The 13696-nt window shown below is 57.9% G+C and carries 18 protein-coding genes; 8 read left to right on the top strand and 10 right to left on the bottom strand.

The genetic code is table 11. The features are described from left to right. The first annotated feature begins 6 nt into the window (after positions 1 to 6). The gene (locus tag ILFOPFJJ_RS30080; protein ID WP_173514160.1) at positions 7 to 240 is read left to right on the top strand and encodes a hypothetical protein; all 234 of its coding nucleotides are present in this window, start codon (positions 7 to 9) and stop codon (positions 238 to 240) included. Between the two features lie 92 nt (positions 241 to 332). Next, on the top strand, positions 333 to 1598 hold the full coding sequence (locus tag ILFOPFJJ_RS30075; RefSeq protein ID WP_173514159.1) for a Y-family DNA polymerase: 1266 nt from the start codon (positions 333 to 335) through the stop codon (positions 1596 to 1598). Positions 1599 to 1928: 330 nt separating this feature from the next. Here the strand turns inward: ILFOPFJJ_RS30075 and ILFOPFJJ_RS30065 are convergent, their stop codons facing one another. Next, positions 1929 to 2168, bottom strand: coding sequence for a hypothetical protein (locus ILFOPFJJ_RS30065; RefSeq protein ID WP_127636590.1), 240 nt, complete (start codon positions 2166 to 2168; stop codon positions 1929 to 1931). 182 nt (positions 2169 to 2350) lie between these two features. On the opposite strand from ILFOPFJJ_RS30065, the gene ILFOPFJJ_RS30060 reads away from it, so the two are divergent. Beyond that, positions 2351 to 2536 (top strand): hypothetical protein, encoded by a 186-nt coding sequence (locus ILFOPFJJ_RS30060; RefSeq protein WP_127636591.1) that lies wholly within the window; start codon positions 2351 to 2353, stop codon positions 2534 to 2536. A gap of 77 nt (positions 2537 to 2613) precedes the next feature. Here ILFOPFJJ_RS30060 and ILFOPFJJ_RS30055 read toward each other — a convergent pair whose 3' ends face one another. The 5 genes from ILFOPFJJ_RS30055 to ILFOPFJJ_RS30035 all read right to left on the bottom strand — a co-directional run bounded on the left by ILFOPFJJ_RS30055 (position 2614) and on the right by ILFOPFJJ_RS30035 (position 5805). Further along, the gene (locus ILFOPFJJ_RS30055; protein ID WP_173514157.1) at positions 2614 to 2805 is read right to left on the bottom strand and encodes a hypothetical protein; all 192 of its coding nucleotides are present in this window, start codon (positions 2803 to 2805) and stop codon (positions 2614 to 2616) included. 468 nt (positions 2806 to 3273) lie between these two features. Next, positions 3274 to 3579, bottom strand: a complete 306-nt coding sequence (locus tag ILFOPFJJ_RS30050; RefSeq protein WP_127635911.1) for a hypothetical protein — start codon at positions 3577 to 3579, stop codon at positions 3274 to 3276. A gap of 292 nt (positions 3580 to 3871) precedes the next feature. Beyond that, positions 3872 to 4318, bottom strand: coding sequence for a hypothetical protein (locus ILFOPFJJ_RS30045; protein WP_096771585.1), 447 nt, complete (start codon positions 4316 to 4318; stop codon positions 3872 to 3874). 33 nt (positions 4319 to 4351) lie between these two features. Beyond that, positions 4352 to 5350: a DUF8626 domain-containing protein gene (locus ILFOPFJJ_RS30040; protein WP_246299908.1), complete on the bottom strand. Its 999-nt coding sequence runs from the start codon at positions 5348 to 5350 to the stop codon at positions 4352 to 4354. Beyond that, positions 5350 to 5805: a DUF3846 domain-containing protein gene (locus ILFOPFJJ_RS30035; RefSeq protein ID WP_096771583.1), complete on the bottom strand. Its 456-nt coding sequence runs from the start codon at positions 5803 to 5805 to the stop codon at positions 5350 to 5352. Before ILFOPFJJ_RS30035 ends, ILFOPFJJ_RS30040 begins: the two co-directional genes overlap by 1 nt. A 702-nt stretch (positions 5806 to 6507) precedes the next feature. Here ILFOPFJJ_RS30035 and ILFOPFJJ_RS30030 point away from each other — a divergent pair. The 4 genes from ILFOPFJJ_RS30030 (at position 6508) to ILFOPFJJ_RS35470 (ending at position 8099) form a co-directional block, all read left to right on the top strand. Beyond that, entirely contained in the window at positions 6508 to 7125 is a 618-nt protein-coding gene (locus tag ILFOPFJJ_RS30030; protein WP_173514155.1) for a helix-turn-helix domain-containing protein, read from the top strand. Next, on the top strand, positions 7091 to 7342 hold the full coding sequence (locus ILFOPFJJ_RS30025; RefSeq protein WP_127635923.1) for a Y4lK-related protein: 252 nt from the start codon (positions 7091 to 7093) through the stop codon (positions 7340 to 7342). Before ILFOPFJJ_RS30030 ends, ILFOPFJJ_RS30025 begins: the two co-directional genes overlap by 35 nt. 32 nt (positions 7343 to 7374) lie before the next feature. Next, positions 7375 to 7800 (top strand): helix-turn-helix domain-containing protein, encoded by a 426-nt coding sequence (locus ILFOPFJJ_RS30020; RefSeq protein WP_127635925.1) that lies wholly within the window; start codon positions 7375 to 7377, stop codon positions 7798 to 7800. A gap of 95 nt (positions 7801 to 7895) precedes the next feature. Next, positions 7896 to 8099 carry a hypothetical protein gene (locus ILFOPFJJ_RS35470; RefSeq protein WP_097596233.1) on the top strand — a complete coding sequence of 68 codons (204 nt, stop codon included), beginning with the start codon at positions 7896 to 7898 and terminating at the stop codon, positions 8097 to 8099. 67 nt (positions 8100 to 8166) lie between these two features. Here ILFOPFJJ_RS35470 and ILFOPFJJ_RS30015 read toward each other — a convergent pair whose 3' ends face one another. Further along, the gene (locus ILFOPFJJ_RS30015; RefSeq protein ID WP_173514154.1) at positions 8167 to 8640 is read right to left on the bottom strand and encodes a hypothetical protein; all 474 of its coding nucleotides are present in this window, start codon (positions 8638 to 8640) and stop codon (positions 8167 to 8169) included. Positions 8641 to 9124: 484 nt separating this feature from the next. On the opposite strand from ILFOPFJJ_RS30015, the gene ILFOPFJJ_RS30010 reads away from it, so the two are divergent. After that, positions 9125 to 9844, top strand: a complete 720-nt coding sequence (locus tag ILFOPFJJ_RS30010; protein WP_173514153.1) for a hypothetical protein — start codon at positions 9125 to 9127, stop codon at positions 9842 to 9844. A gap of 6 nt (positions 9845 to 9850) precedes the next feature. Here ILFOPFJJ_RS30010 and ligD read toward each other — a convergent pair whose 3' ends face one another. From ligD to ILFOPFJJ_RS29995, 3 genes are all read right to left on the bottom strand, one after another. Continuing rightward, entirely contained in the window at positions 9851 to 10924 is a 1074-nt protein-coding gene (gene ligD / locus ILFOPFJJ_RS30005) for a non-homologous end-joining DNA ligase (protein ID WP_173514152.1), read from the bottom strand. Positions 10925 to 11009: 85 nt separating this feature from the next. Beyond that, positions 11010 to 12032, bottom strand: coding sequence for an RcgR family putative quorum lactone hydrolase (locus ILFOPFJJ_RS30000; RefSeq protein ID WP_173514151.1), 1023 nt, complete (start codon positions 12030 to 12032; stop codon positions 11010 to 11012). A 9-nt stretch (positions 12033 to 12041) separates the two neighbouring features. Further along, positions 12042 to 13631, bottom strand: coding sequence for an RcgA family putative transporter (locus ILFOPFJJ_RS29995; RefSeq protein WP_173514150.1), 1590 nt, complete (start codon positions 13629 to 13631; stop codon positions 12042 to 12044). Positions 13632 to 13696 lie beyond the last annotated feature (65 nt).

Raw genomic sequence — 13696 nt, 5'->3', positions numbered from 1 at the left:
AACCGCATGAGCATATTCGGTCAGTATGAAGCACCGCCAATGACGGACCCTCAACGCCGCGATGCCATGGCCGACATGACGGCGATCGTGCGTGGCGAAGAACTCGACCTACCGTGGCGACGCATCCGCGTCCTGCTCGATCATAAGCTTGCGATGGTTCAGCATCCCGTGTTGACGCAAGGAAGCTTGACGTCTCTGGGCCTGACGGACAAAGGCTTGCGATTCATGCGCGAGACCTGATCGAAGGTTCATACAACGCATAAGAAAAAATTCCTCTTGACGAGGAACCATATGCGGGTGTTCTGCTTTTGTTCCCATCGACAGGAGCAAACATGCGCAAACCGGAGACGATCGAACGCCTCTATCTGGATTTCGATGGCTTCTTCGCGTCGGTCGAACAGCAATGCGATCGGCGTTTGAGAGGTCGGCCGGTCGGCGTCGTCCCGTTTGCGGGAACGACCAGGACGGCCGTCATCGCCTGCTCGCGCGAAGCGAAAGCCTTCGGCGTCAAGAACGTGATGCCGATCGAAGAGGCAAGGAGGCTCTGTCCGGATTTGGTGCTGGTGCCTCAAAAGCCGGACCTCTATCGCCGCGCGCACAATGCACTTTTGTCGGAAATCGAAACCGTTATTCCGATCGATACGGCCAAGTCGATCGACGAGCTGACGTGCCGCCTCGATGAGGCCGGCCGGGCGGACCCCCACGGCCTGACCGCCGCGATCAAGGCGACGATCGCGGAGAACGTCGGCCCGTGGATCACGTGCTCGATCGGCTTTGCCGCCAATCGCCAGCTCGCGAAAATCGCATGCAAGGAAGGCAAGCGGAGCGGCGGCCGATACGGCGACGGGCTCGCCATCTGGCGACCTGAAGACATGCCGGCGCCGCTGCTTGAGGTGGCAATGGAAGATATTCCGGGCGTCGGCGGCAATATGGCGAAGCGGCTCTACCGGTCGTCGATCTACACGACCGAACAGCTCTATAACCTTCAGCCGAAACACATGCGCAAGCTGTGGGGTAATGTCACCGGAGAACGGCTCTGGTACGCGCTGCACGGTTACGACATTCAGGCCCCGGCATCGAGTCGCGGGATGTTCGGACATGGCCGCGTCCTTCCGCCGGAGGCGCGGACGCTTGCCGGCGCACGCGAGATTTCGCGCCTGCTTCTGATCAAGGCGGCACGGCGGCTGCGCCGGGAAAACTTCTATGCTGGCGGCTTGTGGTTATGGCTGTCGATCCGGGCCGGCTCATGGATGGGCAAGCGTCATCTGCCGGTTGTCAACGATGACCAGGCAATCCTTTCCGGACTGGCAGAGCTGTGGGACCAGGTTCGCCGCGATCACCCGCGAGGAATAACGATATTCCGGATCGGGGTCACTCTTTACGATCTATCTCCGTCGCACGAGCGGCAGCTCGACTTACTCCTCAATGACGATAGCACGCGCCGGCGCTGGGAGAGCGCCAGCAACGCGATCGACAATCTGAACACGCGCTATGCCGGTACCGTTGTCAGTCTCGGTCCGTGGCGGCCGCCGGCGGGCGGACACGTCGGCGGCAAGATAAGCTACACGCGCATTCCATCCGCGGAGGATTTCTGGTGATGAGGAGCTGGAAGCAAAATATCCGTATCGGTGATCTGGCTGATCACCAAAAGCTTGAAGCGCGATGCAGGAAATGTGGTCACGTTCACTACCTGACGCGGGCGATCGTGTGCGTCTCGCCGGAACGGGAATTTCTCTATATAGACGAGGTAGAACGCGAGACCGTCTGTCGGGCGCGCGGCTGCCGTGGTGCTGTCCGGCTGTCGATGGTCCGGCTTGACGAGCTGAGCGGGTTTGTTGGTGGCCTAGCCTGACCGAGTGCCGAGGTCAGCGGCCTCAACAATGCCGTCTCTGGAACGCCACCCTGGCCGCGATGACACGTTGTCGGCTTCAGAAAATCCGGGGGAAAGCCTTCCCCAACAGGATTCCGGAAAGCGCCATTCCATAAACGCCGACACCAAAGCCAAGCGCCGGCAACATGAGAAACAGGACATCCAGAGCGACATTGTTGAAGGCCCGGCCCTCGGCAACTGCCTTCCAATATTCGGGCAGGGCCAATCTGCTGATCCACATCATCGTGCTCGAGACGGCGAACATGAGAGCGGCGTGGCCGAGATTCTTATGGTTCACAGTCTGCCTTCCCCCGTTGTGGCCATTGGAAGATAGGCAGTCGATACCCGTCGGCAACAATAAAGCCGCTAATTTGTCGTTGGCGAAATTTTCTCCGATTAGTGCCTTGCAAGGGTCCAGGCTAGAATCAAGAAGCTACAGGCTCATCAACAATCTGTAGCCTTTTCATGAGGATAGCAAACATGGAACCAATCGACATCAAAGCAGGCATCGTCGGAACTGTCATCACCTTCCTGCTCGGGACGCTGTATTTCGAAGTGCATCCGTTTTGGGCCGCAATCGTGGCCGCACTGTGCTTCGGATACTACTGGGTTGGCGCGAAGACCGTCTACGCCATCCAGAGCTGGTGGGACCGCCTCTGGTGGTAGCAAGCGGGCGGCTCTGCCGCCCGTCCTTTCGGGCCACGGCGGAAAGCCGCGCCCTGCACTGCAGGGCGCGGCGCTGTTCACTTCGCCTTGTTGTCGTTGTCGGCCTTGGCGTTGAACTCGCACTGGTAGCTGACCTCGACCTTAGCGATGAGCGGAAGCGAGACCGAGATTTTCAACTGGCCCTTATGGGACAGTTTGACGACTTGCCGATTGATGTAGAGGCGAAGGCGGCGGCCGGTTTTCTGGCAGAAGGTTACGAGCGTTTTCATGAGGGTGATCCTCCTTAGTGGTTGTGCGTAATCGCGAAGCTCGAATACGGCTGGGACGGCCGAGTGCACCGCGAAGCGGTCACAACGGAGCGAAGAGGAGAGGAGAACCCTTTAGGGTTGCACGCCAAGGCCGGCCCTGACGTATCGTGCGCAGCATCAGATTGCGGACAGCCACCTAAGGAGAGGCCGGAAAACGCGGCGTTCGTAGCCTCAGCCGCCGCCTTCGCCGTCAATCGGCAAGTCGCCATCCGGCCTTCAGGCCGGATCTCGGTCGCGGTTTTGCTGTAGCGGGGTCCAGGTTGGCAACTGTGTTCGACGGCCCGACAACGACAACAAGGCGAAGTGAGCCGGCTCGTGTCAGCGGGGCGGCCGCCGTGGATGGGGAGGGGAGTACGAGGGGAGGGGCTTCGGGGCTCCCCTCGTATCAGCCTTGGTCCGCTCGATGCGGATCAGGCTGATTGCGGCGCGCTAACGGACAATTCCAAGGCGTTCACCAAGGCTCGGCGGAGAAGGCGGCCCAGCTTCCTTGATCATTGCCAGTATCATTTCGCGCGTGAGGCCGTGAACCTCGTAGCCTTGCACCCGCGCGGCTTCGATAATGGCTTCCAAGCTTGGATATTCCTCAAGAAACCCGCCCAGCCACAGGGCGCATTCGTCGGTTTCGGGGTCCGGAAACGCCTGCAAAAAGAAGGTCCTTAAAGGCCGGTCATAGCCGATCGTGGCTTCCGGGTCGGCCTTGGTCGCGGATTTCACTGCAACAGTATAGCGGCTCAATGCTGGCTCCTCTCGTGGCCTGTTCGGTGAAGGCCGCGCCGTCGGCGCGGCCTCGTTCTGAAAAGCGGCATAGTCCGCTGGTTGGTGAGGGCGGCTCGCTCCGCCTCGAAAGTGTAGCCATCCCAATCCTTCCAAGCCTCCCAACCGAGTGCGGGTGCGCGTCCGTACCAGACGCGCACCCGCACTCTATCGGCAGCAACCTCCTCGACAACGGAAACCGTGAAGCTTCCGCCCGTGCCCGACGGCATGTCGAAAACGTCGACGCTGCGGCGCGAGTCGCATGTCCGCGCCCCTACAGCCGGAAGTGAGCGACAAGCGCCTGATTGGCGCGATGGCAGGCAAGGGCATAGGCGACAATTTGCGCCACCATGTCAGAATCGGTTGCACCCGCCCGTTTCGCCCTGTCGGCCATATCCTCTGCAAGGTCGCTATCGTCCTCGCCGACGTGCTTGTTGCCGACAATCCATGAAATCTGCCCGGTTGGCAGGTCGGGCCGTAGCTTGGCTGGAAGAGCGGAAATCCGCCCTTTCCGTGTGCTCGCTTCGGTTCCGGCCTGTTCTGCCTCCGTCGTGGTCGGATAATAGGCCGTGACCAGTTTCCGGCGCTGCGCGTCGGCGGCGCTGATGAAAGCGTGCCCGCCGTCCTCGGTCTTGTAGAGCGCCCAATCGGCAGCGGTTCCGCCGAAATAGGGGTCGCCCGTGCCATGAAACTCCATCACGAAATAGATTGCCTGGGTCATCGGAATGTCCTTCCTTCGAATAGGGGCGGTTGATCAGGCGGCGTTGGCGCCGCTGATCGTCTTCAACACGCGCTGGGCGGCGTAGCGTCCGGACTCGTTCAAGTGCCGTTGCCAAGCTCCTTGCGACGGCGACCAGCGGAAGCCGTTCGCCTTCAACACGCGCCGCGTCGGGTCGTCCGGCTTGCCGGGAAAGATCAACTGGATACGCGCGATATCGGCGTTCTCCTTGACCTCGACGGCTCCAGCGTTCGTCTCGACCTCCTGGCTTTGGGTGCCGCGCTCCTTCATCCTTGCGAGGACAGCAAGGCGCTGCTGCAGGCGGCGAAGCTCGGCACGGCTGTTGGTCGTGGTGAAACCGCGCCGGGACTGCCACGGTGCTAGTTTGATGCCGCTGGCTGCGGTTTCGGCGGAAAGTCCGGTGTTCGCGGCGACGGTGGCAATCATGTCCTCTTCGCTGGCGAGGTCCTTTTCCATCCGCCGGATGATCGCGTTCGCGGCTTTCATCCGGTCGATGGCAAGCGCCGTCTCCTCGATGCGCGTCATGATCCTCTGCAAGGCCACTGGATCTCCGGAACGGATCGGCTCATCATCGGTGACATGCGGGAACGCCTTCCGCTTCACTGCCTTGCGAGCCGTCGCCTCGTGCGCCTTCAGGTCGGCGCGGCGCGCATCGGCAATCTTCATCCGCTTTTCATTGCGGGCGACGGGAAAGCGGGCAGGGCCGGTGACAAACCAGTTCATGCAACGGCCTTCCGCCGCCCAATAGCGCCGCGTCAATTCGACGTGACGGCGGGCGAAAGCTTCAATATCCGGTTCCGGAATCGGAACGCAGGCTTTGTCCCAAAGCTCGGCAACGTAAGCGGCGAATTGGTTCAACCGCTCCGCAAGCTCTGAAAGCTCGGCCTTCGTGCGCCGGTCGGGAAAATGGGTGAGGGCGTGAAACTTCGCCTCGATGTCCTCCGCCGCAATGGTTGCGGCGAAGGTTCCTGCGACGATGGCTAGGATGTTGTTTTCGAGTGCTGCGATTTTCATCATGCCTCTCCTTCGACTAGGACAGGCGCGCGGCGCTCGATGCGGCATTGCAGGCCTGCGAGCGCGCCGGCGATGATGATGCCACCGGCCGAAATCTCATCGGCCTTGGCAAACACCGGGTCCAGAACCGGGCGGCAGCATTTGAAATGCTTTGCCGCATCTTCAAGGCTGATGAGGGGGGAGGTGTACGGGGTGCTGCCATCGCCCCCCACGAGCACGATCTTGCCGGCGATCGGCTGCGGGAAACCTTCGAAGATGGTGAAGGCGGTTAGCCCATCCCGCAATCCGTCCTCGTCGACGAAAAGCGTGTGCCGCTCGTCAAACCGTACGACTTCAAGCAGTCGGCAACCGATTAAGTCATAAATCGGCCGGATACCCGTATCGACCGGAAGCTCCACCGGCCTAAAAATCGTGGTCTCCGGGTCCAGCAGATAAGCAGTGTTCACGCGCATCATTGTTCTAGCCCTTTCCTTTCCGCGAAGCGGTCTAGCGTCTGCCCGAGGGGCAGGAGCCCCGCTCCTGCTCCCCGAGTTCGCGCGGAGCAGCGGGAGAGAGGGAGGCAAGGGAACAAAACGGAGGGGGTTCGCCCGCCCGAGGCATGAGCCGAAGGGGCGACGCAAAATCCGCACGTGCGGATCCGCGTCGATCCTGCACGGAGCGAGCCGAAGGCGAGGGGAGGAAGGACGGGGAGACCGTTTTTTCCCTTGTGAGGGAGAGAGGGCGGCGCCCTCTTTCCCTCCTTCAGGAAGACAGAGTCGGCCGCCGGGCCGCCATTTCAGATATGGAAAGGGCCGCCCTGCCTCATAGATCAGGACGGCCCCCGCGGTGCATGACAAGAAGGGCTAGCGACTTGTCATGCACCAACCCGTGATTGGTGTTTTCTGGCAGGCAATATGCTGATTTTGAGGGGGTCTGTAAACGGGATTTAGAGGCAAATTGATGCAGTCAAGGAGGCGACTGCGTAGCGACTCTTGCGCAACCGATCGTTACCCGCATGGGCGAAGACCGCTTTTCAGCGGGCTTCGTGCCGCAGGCATAGAGCGGGCTCGCGTCAGCGATGCGCCAAATTGATTCCGTCTGTGGCGTTTTAGGGTCTCCCCAAATACAACCGTTTGGGTTAGAGAGGTCCATACCTCTAGTTATAATCGGCAGGACGAATGGCAGGGCCGTCTCTCGAGCAGTGGATTTTGGATCTCGGTTTGCAGCAAATAGACGATCCTCTGATTGGCAAATCGATCTATCGCAAACCATTCGACGGTCAGATTATTCTCAGCGCCGAACTTGAAGGGCAAATCAGCATCGGCCTCCGGCAAGCCCGCGACAGGCGACGATTGGCCCGGAAGAAACTGGCGACCATGCTTGGTCTTAGCGAGCGGGTTTATGAGCGTTACGAAAATAACGTTTCCCGCCTCACCGTTAGCAGACTCGTCCATCTCTGTGAGGTCCTTGGCGCAAGTCCGGAAGAGATGCTGTCGCCGGCCGCTCCCCATTTGTGGGGCAAGACCGATACTGCGGCGGCCCTTCTGTTGGCTTCTATCGAAAAGCTGCGGACCTTCGACGAGGAAACGTTGCGTGACGTTCTCAGCTTGCTCAGTCGGATAGAGTCCCAAACGAACATCAAGAGCAACAGCAACGGCGGCGATAATGATGGCGCGGCGCCAGCCGCGCCATCTCTTCCTACCGTTGCTGATCCTTTACAAGGAGGGGCAGAACATAGGAACGCACCAGGACAAGCGGCTCATGCTGGAAGCGGAGATTCCGGCATTTGTAGATGACGTCATTGCGACGGGTTGCGACATCTGCGCGATCGGTCACGATGGATACGTCGTCGGGGATGCCGACCTATCAGATGAAGAATATGAGATCGCAGGGCCGAAGCTGGCCCGCATCAAGGAAAGATATGGCGATCGTGACCATCTCCTGCGGGAAATCGCCATCTACCTATGCTCGCTAGGCCGGCATCACGATCCCGGCTCGCCGCCAGTCAATTGATCACGCAATTCGAAACGGCACGAGGAGAGCTGATGCTAAGCCGCCATCCGAACGCAACGCCTGAGAAGATCAATCCTGTCGATGTTCACGTCGGCCGTCGCCTTCGCGCGCGGCGACTCGAAATGAAAATCTCACAGGAGAAGTTAGCCGGCGCGATCGGTGTGACGTATCAGCAGGTGCAGAAATACGAAAAGGGCATCAATCGCGTGGGAGCAAGCCGCCTTCAACTGATCGCAGTTGCCCTGCAAGCCCCGGTTTCCCACTTTTTCGATGAGATGCCCGACGACGCCGGCGAGATCAGCGCCGATCCGAAAGTCCGCCTCCACGCGGAAATCATAAAGTTCGCCACCAGCGATGAAGGGATTGAGCTCATTCGGACGTTCACTCGCATTGAGGATGCCACCGTTCGGAAACGGGCTCTTGGGGTCTTGAAGGCCCTCGGCGAAGGAATGGGATGAATAGATCATCCCCTGCCTTTGCGACGAGCGCGCCGACTCCAAGCTTGCATGATTCTACAATTGCCGGCCGCTGCAAGGGGTGATTTTATCGCCGCATGGATACGAAACTCTCGGACTTGAAACTTAAACCTTGGCTCCTCACTGAGCTCAACCAGCTCGGATACGAGGTCGTTGACGACATGCAACACCTGTCTACAGTCGAGATTCTGCGGATACCTGGCATGGGCGGACTGGCCTGGCGGAAGATCGCAAAGGCAATGGGGCGGGACCCATTTCCTGACCTGAAAAAGCGCCGATAGCGTTGTGTGAGTCTGGCGCCCAAATTTTCGCGCGACCGAGCAACATTTTTGAACGCGAGCTGACGGCTCACGGTACCTGTCGAAGCCTATCCGTCACGTCCATGACACCGGCAACTTCCCAGACGCCATCCCTTGCCAGGAATTTGTGGCTGTTGGTGTGTGCGATGTAGACGGCCTTTTCCTTGACCGTGGCGGCCGGAATCAGCGCTGCCCTGACGATCTGGTAGTCATCGCCGAATAGAACGACGGCAAGGACGTCGAAACCATCCAGGTCACGGATCGCGGAGAGCTGCCGGGATTTGTTGCGCTGATGGATACGGCGGCCTTTCACCTGATATCTGATTCCAGCGCCGTCGAGCGCGTCATACCCCTTGACTGAATTCGCGGCCTGCTGCCAGCCGAAAGCGGCGCAGAAGAGGTATTCGGCCAGGTCCCCGGTCGGGTTGTTGGCGCTCCTGAGGACATTTCGGCCGCGCAGCTCTTCCATGATAGCCGCATGCATCGTCAACAGCTCGGCCGTGGTCTTTCCCTCGAATTCCATTTGCCCCCTCTCCGTCGCCTTGACACCCTGCCCGGGTGCGAACAAATGTGGAACGATGAAACATCGTCGCGGCATTGAAATCGGTCGGCCGAGCAGGGATGCGATCACGTATATCGGGCCTGTCCAAGACCCGCTAGGTACGGCTGTCGATGATCTTCCGCAGTGGCATACCCTGGGCGGTAGCTGTCCCTCATGCGAGCGGGAAGGGTGGATCGACCGATACGAGCTGCGACGAAAATGGGGCAATGCAATGCTTCATTCTCTGCAATCCCGCCTGAGGTGCTTGGGCTGCGGCAACAAAAACGGAAATCGTTGGATTTTGGGTCAGCTACCGCGCTGATCTCTATTCGCCGCCTCTGCCGGAATGCGCCAAAAACCGGATGTTGTCGGCCAGATAAGAAGCCATGGTGGCGCCAGGGCATTCGCGCCTTGTTTGCTCGCCGGATTTGATCTCTTATCCGCTAGTAGAATATGGGGGCGCGGAATGTCGTATGTGCCGAAATTGAAAGAAGAAGAAGCGCTGCTTCTTACGTTGCGGATTCTGATTGACGAGCGAAAAGGTCAAGCGACTGTTCGCGAAATCAAAGAACTCATTGAAGTTAGCAAACCTCGCCCATGGAGCGACCAGGATGCCGCGGGGAATGCTCTCCGAAGTGGAGCGCCGATGTGGCATCAGATCGTCCAGAATGCTTGCGACCGCCTCGATGCGGACAGACATTTTTATCGCTCATCGTTCATCAGGATCGTTTCGACCTCCCCGCACAAAATTTTGCAGATCACCGATGAGGGACGAACGTTTGTTAAGGATTTACAAGATTTCGAAGACAGACTGAGCGCGGACGGTTTTAAGCTCTGCCAATATCTGGATGAATCGCCGTTGGAAGAAACTTGGAGGGACCTCAAAAAGCTGTTGACAAAGAATAAGATCACCTACGAACGCGGCAGTGAACGAGATGATCTTTTGCGATCATTGCGCTCGCGCGAATACGCGATGAAGCATCATCTCGACTATGAAAATGCCAACATCCATTCGAAAATTTTAGATGCGTTGAAGCAACGCTGCGACAAGCCGGTCACGACATCAATCGACGCTTGGATGGCTGGGCGCAACCATGTTGGAACATTGGCGAATCTCGAATCGCGGCAAGAGAGCCAGTTTGCAGAACTGAAAAGCCTCTGCTTTGCCGGAGACACCGAGTCGTGAGCCCCCTCATGTTCCCTCATTTTCGCCCAGCCGGTAGACCTCGGCATTGTCCTGGACCTCCCGCAAGCCTTTGTAGGATCCATGGCGCAACTTGTTATCGGAGGTCCAGGCCCTGTATTCAATCTCCGCAATAAGCGTCGGCTGAATCCATACAACTTTACGCTTGCCTGAATATGGCACCGGCGGCTGCCTTCGCTTCCACGGCAGCTTGTCCATGGACGTGCGCAACGCGAGCGACGCCCGCTCTTTGAATCCAATTCCTACGCTGCCCACGTAGCGCAGATCATCGCCTCGATAGGCCGCAAGTTGAAGAGAGCGGAAGCCGCCGAAAGCGCCGACGGAAGGCTCATACCCGACAATGAAGAATGCTTCGCTTTGGACGCATTTGCATTTGATCCAGTCGTCCGTTCTGCCGGATCGATAAACGCTGTCGCGTTTCTTCCCTACGATCCCTTCCAAGCCCAACCTGCAAGCGTGGTCCAGCAACTCGACAGGATCAGCGTCGATCTCATCAGAAAGCCGGATCGCGCTTTCCTTCCCCTGCAGCAGGTCTTCGAGCAGATGGCGGCGAGAGTCGTATTCCAGCCCTCGCAGATCGTGGCCGTCGAAATAGATCAGGTCGAAGGCCATCATGGTTGCGGGCGATACGAGGTTGCCGCTCCGTCGGCCGACCGCACCCAGGCTGGATTGCAACAAGTTGAAATCCGAGCGGCCTTGTTCATCGAATAGGCAGGCCTCGCCATCCAAAATCATTGACGCAGGTCCCAGTTCACGAGCCGCGTCAACAATTGAGGGAAATCGATGCGACCAGTCGTATCCGCCTCTGGTTAGAACACGGATCCGACCGGTCTCGACGTGGACGTGAATTCGATACCCGTCCCATTTGATTTCCCAGTTATAGCCTGTTGCCGGTGGGCGTTGCTTCAGCAAAGCCAGGGCGGGTTCCACGCGATCCGGCATGGGATCGAAGGGCAGGGCGGGTTGCGCCGGGTTCCGTTTCCGGACACGGCGACTTTGAAGCTGGCCGCTCTCATCGGTGAGGAGCGGTTTCGAGCGAGGCGGACGCGTGCCTTTTGCCATGCTCTCTATTTCAACAGCATTTGCTTAAAAGTATCCATATGAAAGTCGCCGGTAGCCGCGGCCTAAACGGACGCGGACGCCCAGATCATGTTCGTCGGCCCTTATCAGGACTCGATAGAAACCGCTTCAGGCTCAAACCGGCCAACAAAATGTGGGGCGGCATGGCGAGCGAATAGTGCCCACAGTTTAATTCCAAGATATTTGGCCGAGCGCCGGTGTCCTCCAGCTTCTGCATGAAGCTCGCCGATAGCTCTGGCAACACCACCTTGTCTCTCTTGGCCAAGACAACGTGCAGAGCGAGATCCGGCCGCGCCAGACGCTGTGCGTAATTCCCCAAATTGAGCGGCCCCCAAGCCCTTCGGAGAACGGTCAGATCAATCTCAGGCGCAAGACTGTCGCGTATTGCTCGTGTCGCGCGACCCGTCCAAACCATGTCGGCCAGGCTTCCCGCCGTCAGAAATAACGAGGCTTTTGACACGGCCGGGTCATGCGCTGCGATCAATCCAGCGACCCACGAACCCAAGCTCATACCGAGGACCGAAATGTCTCGATAGCCTTCGCGCTTCAACCAACGAATGAGCTTTCGGCCGTCCAATACTGCCTGCCTTACGGATTGGATCGTTCGACCAAGGTTGGCGCTAAGCATATAATCGGCGTGCAGGGAACCAGGGCGGCTGCGCTCGAAGTGATAGGGCATAGCAATCTCGACGACCGTGATGCCACGCTTCGAGAAAAAGCTGGCGATCTGGCGATTTCGGGAGCTGGCATTCCAGTGGTGAAAAATCACCAATACCCGATCGAAGGACCCGCTATCTGCGATTTTTGCCCAGACGATGTTGTTCTCTTCAACGTCCGTGGAAATGTCCGATGGAAATTTAAGCCACCCATCTTGCCCTTGAAAGCCTTGATCGCTCCGACTCGGCTCATCGAAGAAGGCCGGATTAGCCACGGCCTGGTCGGCAAGAACACAAAACTCCTCGAGACTTGTTATCTTCTCCGCACCTGGAAAGGCGCGTTCCGCGTCAAGGGTGAGGGCCGTTCTTCCTTTCCCTTCTTCGCCGCGCCGCGCCCGCCGCTCGTCCCAACGATCAAGCCAACTATGATACACTCTGATTTCCTACCTCACTCGTTCGCCATGCCCAAACGCTGGGTCAAAGAGGCCATATATCGCGAGGAGCACTCCGATACCTAAAAGGATCGAAAAGCCAGCGAATGCGCCGATCAAGAGATAGGCAGCAACGAGCAAGCCCACGACCGCCGACATCTTCCACAAAAGCATACGGTATCGACGTCCGACACTTAAACGGATGGAAGCAACGAGGAAGACGACACAAGTTGAAATAGCGACAAGAAGGCTGCTGTAGTGTGTCGGCATTCTATAACTGAACCCGTTGCTAACATCTTTATGCACATACAAGGCTGATGACATATCGCCGACCAACCAATCCACGATGTTCACTCCATTCGATGTCAGGTAAGAGCTTTGGGCCTTCATGCATATGGCGACTAGAATACCCAGCACAGTGCACCGAAAAATTCCGCGCATCACCCTGAGACCAAGTTGATCGAGCTCGTGTCGATGTTCTATCTCCGGCCGGGCCTTCGATGCTTCCCCAATTTTCCAGAGATCATGGACCATCGTGTGAAGCAAAATGAGACCCGCGAAGAACAGATAAAAGCATAGGCACATGTATAGATATGCGAGAGCCGTGAACACGATCGACATTGGCACCGATATAACTTCAGGGCGCACAATAGCCAACGTGCCCCAACTCGTCGCGTAGTCGTCACCACCGTTCATCAATGGGATCAAGCACACGCCGATCCACTGAAAAAGACCGGCAAACAATACACAAATCAAGAAAACCGCCCAATATGTATACGAAGAAGCTTCGACGTTTCGCGCCCAAGCATTTTCGCTTTCCATCCTGTCGCCCTGGGCCATAAACTTTAAGCGCGCCTCGTATCTCCAGAAGACCAACAGCTCTATTACGATCGCAAAAAACAGTGGCAAAAGCACCATAAAGAGGAATGTCCAATTCGGTGCCCAAAGAAACCCAACCTCCTTCACGATGCCATCCGCCCGGACGTACGTGGCGCTGTAAATGCCCGTGATGTATGACAGGAAGCCAAGAGCGGTGGCGCCCGCAAATACCGACGCCGGTAAATTTAAGGGAGATCCGCGAGAAAAAAGCGCTTCCGATCTCAGCGCCAAGCCGAAACGCCGGTCCGGCCGCTTGATATCGGTCCCCCGTGCCAACTCAGCTCGCGAGCCAGTCACATCATCGACAGTCGCAGTCAATGGCCCTTCCGGAACACCGGGCGCAACGCTGCTTCTTGCATTCTTAGATGCTCGTCTCCTTGCCGCGAACCGGGATTGCGCATCGCTAAGCTCCATCTGCCATTCACTGGTGGCGACTGGATCATTGCACCCAAAAATCCTTGCCAGCCAACGAATATTGGCAGTGCTGATGCCCTTCTCGTTCTCTTGAAACCAAAGCTGAACCGTTCGTAGATCCACGCCAGCCCGGTTCGAATCAATCTGTGAAATCGCCTCTGCAAGAAGCTCCGGCGTCCACGGCCCTGCAGGAAAACCATCGCTACCCAATGGTCGACCTGCTCCAGCCGCAGCCAATCGCTTGAATAATTCTTTGAAATCACTTCCGTCGTTTGGCGGAGGGATAAAAAATTTTCCGTTTTTTAACAAAGGCTTACCAGATTCGGTTTCGTTTGGTTTCGTTTGATTTCTTACCCTATCGTGTCTTCGTCCTC

Source organism: Sinorhizobium psoraleae (genome assembly GCF_013283645.1).
GTDB lineage: Bacteria > Pseudomonadota > Alphaproteobacteria > Rhizobiales > Rhizobiaceae > Sinorhizobium > Sinorhizobium psoraleae.
Note: the sequence above shows the minus strand (reverse complement) of the source record. Positions and strands in the feature narration are given on the sequence as shown.

Coding starts and splice junctions, on each gene's coding strand:
- ILFOPFJJ_RS30080 (WP_173514160.1), top strand. CDS start 7: ATGAGCATATTCGGTCAGTATGAAGCACCGCCAATGACGGACCCTCAA.
- ILFOPFJJ_RS30075 (WP_173514159.1), top strand. CDS start 333: ATGCGCAAACCGGAGACGATCGAACGCCTCTATCTGGATTTCGATGGC.
- ILFOPFJJ_RS30060 (WP_127636591.1), top strand. CDS start 2,351: ATGGAACCAATCGACATCAAAGCAGGCATCGTCGGAACTGTCATCACC.
- ILFOPFJJ_RS30055 (WP_173514157.1), bottom strand. CDS start 2,805: ATGAAAACGCTCGTAACCTTCTGCCAGAAAACCGGCCGCCGCCTTCGC.
- ILFOPFJJ_RS30045 (WP_096771585.1), bottom strand. CDS start 4,318: ATGACCCAGGCAATCTATTTCGTGATGGAGTTTCATGGCACGGGCGAC.
- ILFOPFJJ_RS30040 (WP_246299908.1), bottom strand. CDS start 5,350: ATGAAAATCGCAGCACTCGAAAACAACATCCTAGCCATCGTCGCAGGA.
- ILFOPFJJ_RS30035 (WP_096771583.1), bottom strand. CDS start 5,805: ATGATGCGCGTGAACACTGCTTATCTGCTGGACCCGGAGACCACGATT.
- ILFOPFJJ_RS30030 (WP_173514155.1), top strand. CDS start 6,508: ATGGCAGGGCCGTCTCTCGAGCAGTGGATTTTGGATCTCGGTTTGCAG.
- ILFOPFJJ_RS30025 (WP_127635923.1), top strand. CDS start 7,091: ATGCTGGAAGCGGAGATTCCGGCATTTGTAGATGACGTCATTGCGACG.
- ILFOPFJJ_RS30020 (WP_127635925.1), top strand. CDS start 7,375: ATGCTAAGCCGCCATCCGAACGCAACGCCTGAGAAGATCAATCCTGTC.
- ILFOPFJJ_RS35470 (WP_097596233.1), top strand. CDS start 7,896: ATGGATACGAAACTCTCGGACTTGAAACTTAAACCTTGGCTCCTCACT.
- ILFOPFJJ_RS30015 (WP_173514154.1), bottom strand. CDS start 8,640: ATGGAATTCGAGGGAAAGACCACGGCCGAGCTGTTGACGATGCATGCG.
- ILFOPFJJ_RS30010 (WP_173514153.1), top strand. CDS start 9,125: ATGTCGTATGTGCCGAAATTGAAAGAAGAAGAAGCGCTGCTTCTTACG.
- ligD (WP_173514152.1), bottom strand. CDS start 10,924: ATGGCAAAAGGCACGCGTCCGCCTCGCTCGAAACCGCTCCTCACCGAT.